A 17,396-nucleotide genomic window follows, 5' to 3' on the forward strand; every position below is an offset into this window, starting at 1 on the left:
CCTCCTATCACTTATGATAATCTCCAAAAGACGGAAATGCGGTAATTAAATCAGTACTTTCATCCAGAGTTACTATTGTTATATAATCCATTTGAGCACCAGTATTAATATATCCACTTTCATAGCCTGCATTTTTGTACGGAATGTTATAAATTGTTCCTCCCATTCCATCCGATATCGGTTCAACCAAATAACGTTGTTCCCATGCATCATTTACCATATCTATCGGATTCCCGTTAAATACACCATGTGTTTCTCGACTATTATTTGGAACCGCATGTCGATTAATATGGTCAACCCTGGTTTCACCTTTTTTACTAACAATTGCGTCCCAGTTTAATTTTCCACTTGACTTCCCATAGATGGTCTCACTCTTACCTTCGCTACCTGACACCCCGACAGCACCTGCAAATCCATTTGCAAATGCATTTCCATATGCACCCATCTGGGCACCGCTTGCCAATATACCAAGTACTTCCAGAATAGTTCTTCCTGAGATATCTTTACCATCAATGCCGTAATCTTCAATCATTCCGGCGATTCCCTGTCCCACATCGTTCGCTGCGAGTCCTGCGGCCAGTCCTCTGCTTCCCTGCGTGATCGCGGCAATCGTTTCCGCACCGATCGTAAAAGTTTTTCCTCCGGCAGCTGCATACTTGAACCCTTTTCCAAGCGCTCCACCTGCCAGACTAAATATCAGACTTTCGACTCCATCATAGATATTTCCTTCCGCAAAGTAATACAAAGCATTTACTACATTTGCACCAGGCACGAATATTCCTACTACATCCAGTCCAATATGTATGGTTCTTGAAATAAACTGGTATGGCGATAATCCGAATGGGTCCGTATAACTGACCGGATTTCCTTCCACATAGCTGTATCGATTCAGGCTTGCTGATTGATTGATACTTCCCGTTACAACATCCTGATTGATAAACCTCCGTATCTCCGGGCTGTAATACCGGCTTCGCATATAATATAGACCATTTACATCCGTCTGGACACCATATTCTCCGTTATACAGGAATCTGGTTATATCTACAACCACAGCTTTATCAGCAGTCAGAAGCTCACCATAGGTGCCATAGTTGAACCGATTTGTCACAGTTCCAGTTTTATCTGTCAGGCAAATTGTACTTCCAAGATGGTTGAAGTGATACACCTGAAGAGTAGTGTCTTCATTACTTTGAGAATCATCAGACAAAGTGCCTGTTTTCTTCTCATACACAAGTCCACTGCCATAATAATACGTTGTCTCTTCTTTTGTCCCAGCTACATATGTCCGGGATACAGAAAGCACCTGACTAAACGTTGCCTCCCTGTCAACAGTGTAATCTTCCCGGTAATCCGGTGTGATTACAGCAGTACGCACATCTTCCGCATCATACTCATAATGAATATTTCCAGCCTGGACGAGACGGTTCCGGCTGTCATAAGTAAACTCCGTCATAGTTCCGTCCATCAGACCATAGGTCATATTACCATCCGCATCATAGTGGACTTCTTCACCGTTTACTGTAAGCATCCGGTTTGATGTATCATACGTCATCGTAAGCACCTGTGGCTCAGGTGTTTCTGTATCTTCTGTACTTATTATGGTCGAAATATTCCCCCAGACATCGTAGGTATATTCGTTGCATGCGATAGTTTTCCCTGCCGCTTTGATTTCATGACGGGTAAGTTTTCCTGCATTATCATAAGCATAGCTTTCTGTACTGCCATCCGGCTTTGCCACGGTCTGTATCTGACCAAGGCTGTCGTAAGTATAAGATGTCTGGTAGCCCTCGTCATCCACCATACTTTCCATCAAACCATTTGGCTGGTAAGTATAGCGGACGATCTCTCCACCAGCATAAGTCAGACTGATCCTGTTTCCAAGTTCATCATAGCCATACTTTACTGTCTCTCCACGATAATCCGTCACAGATGTAACACGGTTCCGACTGTCATATGTTCGCGTGATTGTCTGCGTAGTTCCATCTTTGCCTGTTTCTGTAGTACGAAGAATATTTCCGTTTGCATCATAGGCATATCCAATTGTTCCGTCTTCATCTTTTTGTTCCGTCAGTCTGCCCGCTGCATCATAGGTATATTCCGTCTTTCCACCTCTGCCATTCGTATATGTGGCAGCGTGTCCATCCTGATCATAAGTATAGCTGGTTTTCACACCGTTGGAAAGCGCTTCCTGCGTCAGTCTGCCATAATTATCATACGTATAGGAAGCCGTGCCTCCCATCGGATTTGTCACTTGCGTGATATTTCCGAACGCATCAAAACTCTGGCTGGCAGTTGCACCATCTGGTGCTGTTACAGATGTTAAGTTTCCATAAGTATCATAAGCATATTCATAACTCCGCGTCTGTCCATTCGGAGCAGATTGTGTAACTGTCTCTGGTAAATCAAAAAAGTTATATTGATAACTGGTTATGATACCTGCCACATCCGTTTCAGTGCTTTTACGTCCCACAACATCATAAGTGTATGATTCTGTACAGATGCCTGCTGCATTATACACCTGAATCAGACGATGATTCTTATCATATATATAGGTTGTTTCGTTTCCAGAAGCATCTGTATAAGAATCTAAGTTTCCTGCCTTATCATACGCATAAGTCTCTGTCGCACTTCCAATCGACGTCTTTATCAGACGATTGCATGCATCATAACTCATAACTGCCACTGTTCCATCTGGATATAAGATTTCTGTACAGTTACCCATTGCATCATAAGTATATCCTGTCTGATTCCCATTTGCATCCACAGATGTCTTTACCTGATTATGGCTGTTATATGTATAGCTTACAGCATTTCCAAGTACATCTGTACTGTTGAGCAGATTTCCATAATTATCATATACATAGGTCTGTTGTTTATCTTGACTGATCACCGATACAGGATTGGATGTCCCTCTGTCATATGCAGTTACATAATTCTTTCCCTCCGCAGTTGTAAGCTGCACCAAGCGGTCAGAGGAATCATAGCTGTAATCTGTTTTATTCCCATAGATGTCAGTACTTTCAGTCACTCTGCCGTAGATATCATATACATAACTTTGTCTGGTTCCATTCGGATATAGAACCTCTGTCTGATTTCCATAGACATCGTAATTAAACTCCGTTGTGAGTCCGGCACGGTTTGTTATACTTCTACAATTTCCAAGTGCATCATAGGTATAACATTCCTTTCCTCCATCTGCATAGATAACCTCTGTTAACTGCCCTGCTGTATTATACTGATATTGTGTCACGTTTCCCAGCGCATCAGTTTTACTTTTGACATTTCCATACCAATCATAGGTGATTTTCGTCTGTGCACCCAAAGCGTCTGTCTCTGAGATTTTCCGATTTGCAGCATCATATGTATAGCTAGTCGTATTGCCACATGGATCTGTCTCTGACAATATATTACCATGATCATCATAAGTATAGTTTGTCATATTTCCCCGTACGTCCGTCACCCCGGTCAGGTTACAACCTGTGGAATCATAAGTATAGCTTGTTGTTCCAACCCCTTCCTCTGTCATAGACGCAATCTTTCCCTGTTCAGTATAGGTATATGTAAAATGTTGGTTAGAACCTGTTATTTCCTTTGTTCTTCCCGCCTCATCATAGATGATAACCGTTTCCTGTCCAGTCTCGCTGTCACTAATCACTGATATTTTTCCACTTTCATCATAGAAAAGTCCTACCGTCTGTCCTTCCTGCGAGCTGCTGATTAGATGATTTTTATCATCATATGTATAAGTGTATGTCTTTCCAGATGTTGTAGATGCACATATCATATTCCCATAGCGGTCGTACTCATACATGATAACTTCCCCAGACGGTTGCTTAATACTGCGAATATTCCGTGCACCATCACATGTAACAATTGTCACCTGTCCGTTTGTATCTGTACAATTTGTAATCATGCCCGCTTCTGTTTCCTGATAATCAAACGATATACTATTACCAGACGCATCTGTCTGTTTTATCACTCTCCCCGTCATATCATAAACATTCTCTACATACATAGCACCAACATGATTAAACCCATGTGTCAATCTTCCATCTGTATCATAAGTATATGTCATATGCTCACCAAGTGAATTGGTAATAGTTGTAAGATTATCTCCATCATAAGAGAACTTCACTATTCTTCCTGTATGGTCTGCTACAGATACGATGTGTCCATCCACATATGACGCAATTAATTTGTGTCCACTTCGTATCTCTGTGATTATCATCTGTGTATCATTCCTTGTTATCTCTATCTTTGCCCCATTCTCCTGCGTAATTGCTGTGAGAATTCCTTTTTCATCATAGTCATATAGACTTCCGTCCTGCATATGAAGTGTATATGTCTGATCCTCATGACAGACGATAATATAATCCTCCATCCCAGGCATGACTGCATGGTATAACAATTCACGAGCATTGTTTTGTGTATTCAAAACAATTTTATCATCCTGAATCTGTCCATAGTAGATGCCGTTTAGCGATTCTTCATTTGCAAAATACACAGATGTGTACGGATTCGCATCATATCGGATCATTCCGTTTTCTCTCACAAGTCTGGACTCAAAGTTATGATAATATCCCTTACCGACTTCAGATTCTCCCGCACTGGCAAATGCAGAATTATATTCAAGTTCAAATGATAATATCTCATCTCCAGTCACAGTAATTGCCTCCACATGGTCTGTATATGCACCAGTTGTCACATCGACCGGATCTCCAAAGAATGATTTTTGTTGTACAAGCTGACAGATTCTTCGCTGATATGGGGTTTCTGTCTCATATAATTCAATGTCAACACCAAGATTCTGACCTTCCACAACATCAATCATCGCTTTTGCAAGCTGATAATAATACATCTCCATATCCCGGCTATCATCATAACCTTCAACAAAATTAAGTTGGCCAACATAGGTTCCCTGTATCGTCGTTTTTGATTCCAGTACTGGAAAAATCATCGTCTGATTACCACGTAATACTGCAGTCTGATCCTTGTTTTCCTTTGAGTCATAACTGATTTGAGCCTGACCTTCTGAACTAAATATATGCTTTTCTCCATTTTCATCAATCAAAATTACTTCATTTTCCTGTGATTGCTCCTGCTTTTCTCCAAATGTAGTTGAAAAACCATAGAGTGGTTCTTCTCCTTCATTCGAAACACTGAATAACATATAATAATCTTTTCCATAATATGCTGTTTTCGGCACGCCAATTCTTATTTTTATATTATCATAGGTATCCCTATTAATTTGCTGTTCTGCCTTAAATCTCGCAGACACTGGACTATGGAACGGATATAAAATACCTTTGAATTCCGCTGCTAATTCAAAATGTCCTGGTTTATCTGCACGAACTACCCAGGTTGCGTGTCTGCTTTCCTGTCCATAAATAGCTCCCAAATCAATACTAGGAGTCTGTCGTGGTGTAGCTGTTGCAAGACTGAGTCCATCCGGAAGTTCTAATGATGCACACGAATTTTCTAACACATATTTGTAGTCTGCCTGATTCACAACTCCCAAATCTACCGTATACATATCTTTCAACCAACTGATTGCCTGCTGTGTTCGAATATATGCTACAATTGGCAGCTCTTCTACATCTTGTGCATTGTTCTCCTTCTCTTCTCTTTGTATAATCTGCAATGCCAGACCTCCGGAACCACCAAGAGGGATCGTGTCCAGGCCAGTTCCTCCACCTTCGTGTCCTCCACTTTCACCTGAAATTCCTCCACCAGACATGTTTCCCTTACCATTCTGGATAATTACTTTCTCAACAGGAATTGGCTGTTCCGTAAAGGATAGCTCGATTGTAAAACGCACCGTGTTCAGATTATCCGGAGAAGTCATATCAACCCCTTTTTCAATCATATCCTCCATCGTCATTCGATTGATCGTAAGTTTTCCTGTTACTAAATCTCCTTTCGGGATCTGAAGTATATAGGACTTCTCTTCAAACCGATTCACACTGACTTCTATGTCTTTAGGAATATACCCATTTTTGTATGCTGCCACTTTGTATTCTCCAACATTGGCCGCCATAACAATATTTCCCTCTCCATCTGCTTTATAAGACTGCCGACTATCCGAGCTATCACTCATATAAACATATGCATATGGTATCGGTGTTCCATTGTCGTCAACAATTCTTACATGTATCACGCCTGTACTTTCTTTTGGTAAAACTTTGATTCTGGTCGTAATTTCATCACTATTTCCTTCCGCATCCCACACAGTAAGCTTTGCTTCATAATTTCCAGGTTTATCAAATATTTCTTTTATGATACGACCGGTTAATGCCTTACCATTTATTGTCCACTCATATCTCGTTATTTTAACATTATCTGTTGACTCTCCTCCGTCGAGCTTCAATTCCATACCCGCAATTACACGCATATATTCTGGCAATACTGCAACTGGTGCCTCGTGGTCTGTATTTGTTGCATATGCCGTTGCAGTCGGAAGTTCACGGCTATTTCCACATCTGTCATATATAACAATTTTATATTCATATACCATAAACGGCTCTACATCCCTGTCTATATACGCATAATCCGAGGTAGATGCTATCTTCTTGTAATAATTCTGATCCGGCCGTGCGGCAGAAACCAATTTTCTATACAACTCATAATAGGAAAAATCAGTTTTATCATCCACATCTACATCCACATGAATACAGAAATCGTCACTACTCAAAGAGACTGACGCTTCTGGTGCTGTCTTATCTAACTGATATGTTCGAAGATACGTTATGCTCTTATTCCCTGAAGTATCCGTACACCATACCCCTACCTCATATATACCTTCGTCCGCATCTGACATGTCCCAGCTTACACTCACAATTTTGTTCTTCTGTTGAACCGGAACTTCGTCCAAAATAATCCACACACCTGCTGCCTGTCGATAAGCAAAGGTAACTGTATCCACACACGCGTTGTCCATTACCGCAGCCGTCAGTGTTGTATTTGTTCCGATACGAACATTATCCTCCGGTGCAACAGTTAACACTTCTGGTTCTGTCTTATCTTTGCTACAGCTGGCAGTACATTCTTTTGATTCCTCACTTATATTTCCTGCAATATCTACACATACAATCTTATATCGATATGCATGATTTACAGCCGTTGTTGTATCATAATAATTCGAAGACTGTATATTATCTCTTACCAGACGGAATATGCCATCTGTAACATCAGCCCGATAAATCTTATATCCTGCTATATCTGTATCCGATGGTGCCTGCCATGATAATGAAACATATCCATCCCCGGATGTTCCAACAAGTCCAGATGGTGCAGATGGTGCAGTCCGGTCAATCCGATATGTGTTCTCTATCTCCTTATATCCGTCTGGTACATAATTTTCCAACCCCGTTTTATCATACGCATTAAAACGGATAATCACCTCGCCTTCCGGCAAACCACGCATGTCAAATAATGCAGAAAATGTCACATCTCTGTTTCCCTCCTCTGCATATACTTTTGCAATTTCATAAAAGCTTTCTCCATCCAAAGAATACGAAAACAATCCATAATCTACTTGATCATTATCCGTTACCCGCATCTGTAACAATATCTCATCCTTGTAGTAGGATGCAACGGGCAGAATGCTTTTTATCGTCGGTGCAGTCGTATCTCCAACTGTCTTGATTCTCTGGACGTCTGATGGTTCTCCACGATTATCTAATGTATCATAACCCACAACACGAAAAGCATATTCTTTATCAGGTGATAGTCCTTCAACCATATATCCAAGCATCTTGTCTGTTTTTCCGATTTGCTGATATCCATTCGAAGTCTGCTGTTCAACGACAAAATAAGCGAAATCATCTTCCGTCACATCATTCCAGCGTAACTGAATGCATGTAGCATTTACCTGTGGATCTGTCATCTGGATTTTTTCAATTCCAGTATTGTCTATCTCATATCTTCGGATAAATTCTTCTGTGCTCCTATTTCCACTCGTATCTACAGCAACTGTGTTGACATAATATATCCCATCCGGATATTGACAACTATCAATCCTAAATGCCTGCGGTTCACCCTCCAGAACCTGTTCACCCAAATAACTCCATGTTGTCGACTCCTCCGGACGTATATAGAATTCAATCTTTTCTACTTCTTTATTATCCTCTGCTGTTACATACAACATTATATCGCCATTTACACGTCCGGCTCTTGGCTCTATATTGGTTATGGCTGGTGCGACATCATCCTCAACTGCTTTTACTTTTACGGATTTCATTTTGGAACTTTCATTTTTATGTGCATCATATGCACAAACTGCATACTCATATAGCACACCATCCTCCGTCTTCCGATCCGTATATGTTTCTATCTGTTGTCCTTTCACATCTGCAATCTTTTCATAATCTGTCTGAGTCAAATACGATCTCCGGTAAATTACATATCCTGCACAGTCCGATGAAATTGACGCATCCCATTGAAGAGTGATTGTCCCTCGGTTACTTACCGCCTTAAGGTTCTCTGGTTCTTTTGGAGGTGTATGGTCCATATAATATGTTACACGTTCTGTCGACATACAACCATCCTCATCCGTAATAACATATCTCACATCATATTCACCTTTATTGAGTCCTTCTACATTCCAAACTGTCTGCGCTATATACTCATCCGTCTTGTTCTTCTCTACACGAACCTGATCTGATATTGGTTTCCATACCATAGCTTCTGTATCCAAATATTCGATTGATACAGTATATGTTGCCTTTGCGCATATTCGTGAAAATACAACAGACACGGATGTACTGACTCCGGATAATGTTTCATAATCAGCTGGTGAAACAGATTTAATCTGAGGAGAAAGAGGAATCACCATGACATTTTCAGTTCGTAGAGAACAATTTCCACTTTTATCAAATGCACGTACTGCGTATTCATATGACTGTTTTTCTTTCAATCCAGTATCCTTATAGCTTGTTTCACTTGTTGTATCAATCAAGGTTCCATCACGATATATCTCATATCCCTCTACCATTCCATTATCTGTAGATGGTTCCCATTCAAATGTTACACTGATTCCAGTAACTGATACAACAACCAGATTTTGCGGTACAGATGGTGCTTCCATATCTTGAAGTGTCTCTGCCTCCACCACAGGTGATGTTTCTGCACTTCTATTCCATTTATCAAATGGATATACTTCATAACGATACTTTGTATTCTGTGTTAAATCCTCATCTGTAAATGTCAGATTTGCCGTTGCCCCAACAGTAACACCATCGCGTACAATACGATACCCGACAATTTCTTCCTGCGCTTCAGAAGGATGTATCTTTAATGTAATCTGATTAACCTGACAATCTGCTACTTCAATGGATAATACCTGGGGTATCGTCTCCTGTGACACATATGTAACATGTTTTGCAATGTTTTCTATTTCATCTGAAAACCGATAACGCGAAATTCCTTTTGTAAGTTCCAGTTTTTCAATTGGTGCACTATTATATTTTGTTGCAAATGTAATCGTTTGTATTTTTGAACGATTTTCATCACTGTTTTCACTTAAAATCACTCTGCAAGTTCCTGTCGTCCGAAATGTATTCCTATGTCCTTCCTGTACATCTCCATGAAATTCCAATATTCCTGCCGTTAAAAGTTCACCATGATCAACATAGGATAACATTAAAAATTTGTTACCCACACAGACATAATCCGAAGTATTTTGCGCGATCAGTTTTCCAGAAACGGTCATATTCCCATTTACAATCAACCGTCCATCATTTACATAAATCGTCCCAAGACTTCTGTTATTTCGATTCGTATTCTCATTCAGAACCAAATTCATAACTTCCAGATTATTGCCATTTATATCTATGGTTCGTGTTGTTGTCAGTGTTCCTCTAATCTTAATGTTGTGCTGCAATATGGTATCTTCTGTAATAACCACATCTCCATACACCTCGTCCTGTATTACATTTAAATTCATTACCTCTATTGATTTATCAAATATAATACCTGACTTTGCATTTTTCAGACACTGATTGACTTTCATAACAGCATTTACATGTGCTTGTTTCATATCTGAAAAAACAAGTGTTTCTAATTCATAATTTCCTTCACATATAGTTCCTCCATATTTTCCATTTAGCTGCAAATCATTTTTCAGAGTTAAAACAGTTTTATCTAAAGTTTTAATGCGACTTCCAATTTCGATTGTTCCCCTTTGCAGGTTATCATATTGATTTTCCAAGCCCTGATCGAACGTTGCATAGTCAGCGTAAAAATAATCGCTGTCATCCATCATAAATAATTTACCATATCCTGCTTGTTCTCCCTGATAATATTCATATGAACGATATTCACAAACTTTTAATGTTCCACCATGGAATACGATATTTCCACCAACGTGATCAAATCTACCGTTTATTGTAAGAGTATGACCATTCAGATCCAAAGTACCATATCCAAGCCTGTAGATATCATCAATTACTTCATCTTCTGTTAATTTATAACCTATTTCATATCTTTCATGATTGCTGAAATATAATTTTTTGTTTTCATCAATCAAATTATCACATTGAAAATACCGTTGTGCATAAACACCCTCTTCTGAAGTATTTTCAATACGCAGTTCCCCAATATAACTAACTGTAATTGCTCTTATTGTTTGTTTTTTATCCCCTTTCAGTATAATTGTACATTGCGAAGCATCCATCCTTTCACTAAGTTCCAAATCACCATATACATATACTTCTCCATTTTTTATACTACCCTTTGAGCTACCTGCCTTTACAGTTCCCTTTACCGTTAATTTATGTCCGTTCAAATCCACTGATGTATTTTTTACCCTGACATTTCCTTCTACATACAAATCTTCTTGAAGCGTATAATCATCAAGCTGAATATCACCCATGTATTTTCCGCCGGAAACAGATGCTGTTTTATTTAAAACAACTGTTTTATCAAATCTGGTTTCCCCCATATCCAAAATTCCATTTATGACCGTTTCTTTTTCCATACTTATAAGCTGAGAAGGATTTTTATTATCTAAATTGGCAAGAGATTCAATATCTAATTTCTGTACATTATTTCCACATAATTGCAACAGCGCCTGATCCTGCATTACTACATACCGACTACACGTCAGATTTCCCTTTAATACTATTACTCCATTTGTTATGACTGTATCCTGTGTCTTAGGGTTCAAAATCATATTTCCCCCTATTTCTATACGATCCTGTTCCTCTGTCATAACCAGAGTTCCATCTCCGGCAGCAAAAGATACCTCCCCATCATTATATATATATGTCTGCACATTATAATCCCCTGTCACGACCAAAGTTCCATTATTAACCTTGACAACACCACTACTCTGATACAGATTTCCATCAATCATTAGTGTATGTCCATTTAAATCAAGCGTATCTCCCAATAAGATCAGATCTCCATCAATACGCTCATCTTCCTGCATTGTCCAGCCAAATGTTCCATCAACATCTTCATATCTGATCTTACAGCCATTTCTGATCAGTTGCTTTTTCTCAAACATCCGGGCGGCAACAATACCTTCCTCACTCTTGTTATTTAATTCAACAATCCCAAGGCTTACCCCTCTCCCGACATCTAAATACTGTTTGGCATCCCCGCCCAGAACAAGCGTATAATCTTCGTTAGCATCAGTACTTCCATCTAAATATACATCTCCATCTACTTGCATATTTCCATGCAACAAATCAGCATTTTTTAAGTATACATTTCCTTTGACATGAATTTTACTATTTTTATTATTGTGCAATAAATATTGATATCTGTCTGCTGAACCCAAATCCCCTTCTACTGTTAATTTCCCAGCAAAAGTAAGACCACCTGTTTCATAACAATTTCCAGCAACCGATATATCTGCTGCTGGTTGAATAATCTGATTTTCCAGATATACATCACCAACAATCTGTATCTGCTTGCAATATCCATATTTTGATCTTTTCAGACGTACATCTCCATGATATACTCCACCAATTGCTGTAGTATTATCATAAAATATACAACTTCCTTCTATCACGTTTCCACAGTCATATACCTGATCATAGGCACCCACATTTCCTTTTAATGTTATTCCAGTTGAATTATTTAAATATAATTTTCCTGCTATGAAACGTATTCCACCATCAACTGTCTGTGGCTGATCCCCTTCAATATAAACTGTTATCCTTTCACCTGTTGAAATACCATAATCTGTATTTTCAAGATTCTCAACACTGACATTGCCTTTAAAACTTATATATCCATATATTAATTCTTTACTCAAATCCTGTTTTGTAGAAATATATGTATCCCCTTTTACAGTCAGATAAGACGCCTTATCTGCTTTCATCATTAATTTTGAATTCGTAGTATTATATTCTAAGGATTCCCCTTTTTCTGATATTTCCTGAAGCCGAAGATTCCCTTGTATAGTCAGATTTCCTCCATTAATATTGATATTACCCTGATTTGCTATTAAATCTCCATGTACTGTCAACGTATATCCGTTTAAATTTAATTCGCCTCCGGCCAAAATCAAATCCCCATAATATTCGGTATTGTCTGTTAATGTCCATCCAAACACACCAACAAGACCCTCAATCTCATATTTGCATCCATTTTGATTGAGCGTCATAATCTGCACTAAAGAATCTATATACACCCCTTCCTCACTATAGTTCTGTAAGGTCAAATTAGAAACATACATTCCTTTTGCATTATTTATCCGTTGTGCTTTCTCACCAGCCAGAACAAGCTCACAATTTTCTGTCACTGTAATGTTGCCACCATAATTGATATTTCCCTTTATTGTAATGATTCCCTTCTCGTAGACCCCACTTTGTTTCACTGTATAATCACCATCTACTACAACAACCGCATCTGAATGATTCATATGAAGATTCCAGTTCTCTACATTTCCAGAAACACAGATACTTCCTGCACCTACATATAACTGCTGTGATTTCAATACGTTACCATATATCCGTAACTGGCTATTATAATAAATATATGTAATATAATTAAAAGTAACATCTCCATAAATCGTCAAATCATTATAAATAGTATGCGTTCCATCAAAAATAACATTTCCATAATATTCTTTCTCTGCAAACTCAACTGGATAATTAACTGAAATTGTTCCTTCTACTTTCGTTCCATTTGTTGATACAGAGGTAATACCATTTAGCTGATTTATAAAAGTAATATTATCCGTTCCTGTGTTTTTCAAATTTAAAAAACTGATTGAATTTTTTGTCGGCAGAGATATATTCTGATGTTCCTCTCCACTTAACAATAATTGCTTACATTCAAATGAAGATGCTGATATTTCCATATTTCCTTTTATTTCTATAACACCCTTCAACATATTTAATTTTGTCTTTGTTTGTGCATAAAAATTATTACCTACATATATTTTATCTTCATTATTATTCATTTGAATAGTTCCATTGCTCTCTTGATAACTTACCTGATTATCTTCCTCAATGATACGTTTTTGTAATCGGTAATTACCTTCAATAACCAGTTTTCCACCATTCAAACATACAATTCCTCCATCCTGTAAAAAATCTCCATGTACCGTCAATGTATGTCCATTTAGATCCAAAGTTCCATTTACCAGACGCAATATTTCGTCATACTCTTCATCCTCAGCTAACTGATATCCACGTATTCCATCAATATCACCATATTCGATTCTGCAATTATTGTCATTTAATTCATAATATTGAAATCCCGCTGTTACATAAATTCCTTCCTCACTGAAGTTTTGAATCGTAATATTTCCCAGATTACTACCATCGCTTGCCTGTATTGTCTGTTTTTTCTCACCTGATATCAAAAATGAGGTTTCTTTTCCTGCCAAAAATTTCTCGCCAAGATTAACATCCCCTTTTGCTTCGACAATCCCCTTAGTAAACTCTATTTTTCCCATTATTATCATTGTACCATTAACAAGTAGATGATCATTTACATTCCGCAATATTAACTCAGCCTTGTCCGTCTCACAAAAATCATTTTCAAATACAAGTTTACCTCCATTAAATTCAATTTTTCCCTCTCGCATCTCCTGAGATTCTGTAACAATTAATGTGTGCCCATTTAAGTTTAATCGTGAATTGTTTCCCCACAAAATTCGACGCACCGTTGTATCTTCATTTAATTCTATTGTTCCATTTACCTCTAATATAGGAATTTGCTCTACAGAATATGTATCTGTTTCTACAGATTCCTCTTGTATATCCAAATTATTCTCTGTAATATCTTCCTTTTCCTGCCCAGCCGCGTCCAGATCATCTTCTATATCTGTCTCTGTGGTTTGCTCTGTTACGTTCTCTGCACCTGTTACAACATCTTCCATTTCCACTGCATGTATCTTAATATTGGTATTTCCTAATTGTAATATTAAAATAAGCACAAGTGCTACGGATAAAAACCCTTTTACGATTTTCACCCGTTTGCCTGTGCTCTTATTTTTACCATATCTATGATTTCCCATATTATTTGTCCCCCCGTATTTTCTTTAAAATAATTATACCGATTGCAGATATAATGCATATCCAAATATAAATCCAAAGATTTATGTCATCTCCCATTCTTTTATGTTCAGATTTTCCTGTTGTCATTGGTAATTCTGTTTCTGTTGATGCATCTGTATACTGTATCGTTACAGTCAAGTTTGTTGTTTCCCCTGTCGTGGTTATTCCCGCTGTTGTAGTTATTTCTCCTGTTGCAGTTGTCTCCCCTGTCGTAGTTATTCCTGCTATTGTAGTTATTTCTCCTGTCGTAGTTGTTTCTCCTGTATTCGTCTGTGTCTGTGTCGTTGTAACTTCCTCTGTATGTGTTGTTGTATATTTCTCTGTTGTAACTTGCTCAGCTGTGGTTTTTTCTGATGTTGATGGTTTTTCCGTACTTTTGCTTTTTTTCACCGTTATTCTTAACAGATTCCCATTGGCATCATACTCATATATTTCCACAGTACCATCAGAATACGTTACCTGCTCCACTCTTCCATCTTCATCATATTCATAAACTTTCTCGGATTGATGTATGATTGTATAATCTTGACTATGCTGCTGATTGAAAAAAGAAATACCTATGATTCCAAAAAATAAAATATAAAATCTCCCCATATAATCCCCCTCATTTGTAAATTCCTATTACATACTTATCATATTTCTTATTTTTTTTCAATATATTTTTCTTGAAAAATGGACCGCCAACTGCCTGATATACCACCAATATCATCTCCCCCTACAGTTTTACTCCACAAAAATATCCCATAAGATTTCTCTTATGGGATACTCTTATTCACTATATAAAATTCCTGACACTGATGCGTGCCTGTTCGATTACTCCACGCTGTAGTTTGGTGCTTCCTTTGTGATCTGGATATCATGTGGATGGCTCTCCTTCAGAGAAGCGGCTGAAATCTCAACAAACTCTGCCTTCTCATGAAGCTCCTCGATTGTCTTCGCGCCACAGTAACCCATACCTGCACGAAGTCCACCGATCAACTGGAATACAGTATCTTCAACGGTACCCTTGTATGCCACACGACCTTCGACACCTTCCGGTACAAGCTTCTTTGCATTTGCCTGGAAGTAACGGTCTTTACTACCATTCTCCATCGCTGCGATACTACCCATACCACGGTATACCTTGTATTTTCTTCCCTGATACAGCTCGAAATCTCCAGGGCTCTCATCTGTACCTGCGAACAGGCTGCCCATCATACATACATTCGCGCCGGCTGCAAGTGCCTTTGTGATATCGCCGGAATACTTGATACCGCCATCTGCGATAACTGGGATTCCTGCTGCGTGTGCTGCCTCATATGCCTGCATGATCGCTGTGATCTGTGGAACACCGATACCGGCTACGATACGTGTTGTACAGATAGAACCAGGTCCGATACCGATCTTTACGGCATCAACGCCTGCATCGATCATGGCCTGTGTACCAGACTTTGTAGCTACGTTACCGGCGATAACATCAAGATCCGGATACTTCTCCTTGATCATGGCAAATGTCTTAAGCACGTTCTCCGAATGTCCATGTGCTGTATCAATAACGATTGCATCCACCTTGGACTTCACAAGCTCGTCTACTCTGTCGCAGATATCCGGTGTAACACCGACGGCTGCGGCACAGAGAAGTCTGCCCTGTGCATCCTTGGCTGCATTTGGATACTTAATCTGCTTCTCGATATCCTTGATCGTGATAAGTCCCTTCAACATCATGTTATCATCCACGATTGGAAGCTTCTCTTTTCTGGCTTTTCCGAGAATCGCCTTTGCCTCCTCGAGCGTGATACCCTCTTTTGCTGTAATGAGGTTCTCAGATGTCATGGACTCCTTGATCTTCTTTGAGTAATCTGTCTCGAACTTCAAGTCACGGTTCGTGATAATACCTACCAATTTGCCGTTTTCTGTAATCGGCACACCGGAAATGCGGAACTTCGCCATCAGCTTATCTGCATCATCAAGTGTATGCTCCGGTGAAAGAGAAAATGGATCAGAGATAACTCCGTTCTCTGAACGTTTTACTTTATCAACTTCCTCTGCCTGCTGCTGAATCGACATGTTCTTATGAATAACTCCGATTCCACCCTGTCTGGCCATGGCAATCGCCATTCTGTGCTCTGTGACAGTGTCCATACCGGCACTCATAAGAGGAATATTCAACCTGATTTTCTTTGTGAGCTGTGTTGATAGAACAACGTCGTTTGGAATCACACTTGAAAACTGTGGTACTAATAAAACATCATCAAATGTGATTCCCTTACCAATAATCTTACCCATTTGTCTTTTTCCTTTCCTTTCTTTAGTCTGATTATATTAGGTAATTCGAACCGATGAAGGTTCAAGTATTACTTATCCTCGTAAACGCAGATGTAAAGTCCGATGTATTCTTCCCCGCCATACATCAAAGGTACTTTAATTCCATCTATATCCGACTTCAACTGTAAGTCATTGCCATATACAGCAAGCGGCGGCGTAATATCGATGATAATTCCAAGTGTGGAAAAAATCGTCGCCGTGTTCCCCATAATCATATTCCCCAATTCATTTAATGCGGAGGATGCCATCTCATCCAACTCATTGACAGGCATTCCGAACATCATACGGGATGCAATATCCTTTGCATTGTTCTCCCGGATTGCCAGAATTACCTGACCTTTCATTTCTCCCACTACGCCGACCTGAATTGCATAATATTTGTCATGTAAATGAAAATCTGTCATCTCAGGCTTGCCAACTGTCAACTTCACCTGAGTAACACTTTCTACAATAGAAATACTCGACTGCAAAAAAGGGTTAATGTGCTTTACATCAATTGCAGGTACCATGTGCCCTCTCCTTAGTATTATTTTGAAATAGGTTAACGATAATTATAGCATACCTATATCGAGTATT

The 17,396-nt window shown here is 38.9% G+C and carries 4 protein-coding genes; all 4 read right to left on the reverse strand.

Annotated elements, in window-relative coordinates:
• Positions 1 to 7 precede the first annotated feature (7 nt).
• The gene (locus ACZQK9_RS11815; protein ID WP_483270695.1) at positions 8 to 14,476 is read right to left on the reverse strand and encodes a fibronectin type III domain-containing protein; all 14,469 of its coding nucleotides are present in this window, start codon (positions 14,474 to 14,476) and stop codon (positions 8 to 10) included.
• Position 14,477: 1 nt separating this feature from the next.
• Entirely contained in the window at positions 14,478 to 15,110 is a 633-nt protein-coding gene (locus ACZQK9_RS11820) for an RHS repeat domain-containing protein (protein WP_483270696.1), read from the reverse strand.
• 219 nt (positions 15,111 to 15,329) lie between these two features.
• Positions 15,330 to 16,781 (reverse strand): IMP dehydrogenase, encoded by a 1,452-nt coding sequence (gene guaB / locus ACZQK9_RS11825; protein ID WP_117781685.1) that lies wholly within the window; start codon positions 16,779 to 16,781, stop codon positions 15,330 to 15,332.
• Between the two features lie 68 nt (positions 16,782 to 16,849).
• Complete coding sequence (locus ACZQK9_RS11830; protein ID WP_021985147.1) at positions 16,850 to 17,329, reverse strand: chemotaxis protein CheX; 480 nt, start codon at positions 17,327 to 17,329, stop codon at positions 16,850 to 16,852.
• Between the last annotated feature and the right edge of the window lie 67 nt (positions 17,330 to 17,396).

It is taken from the genome of Wujia sp., assembly GCF_056872695.1.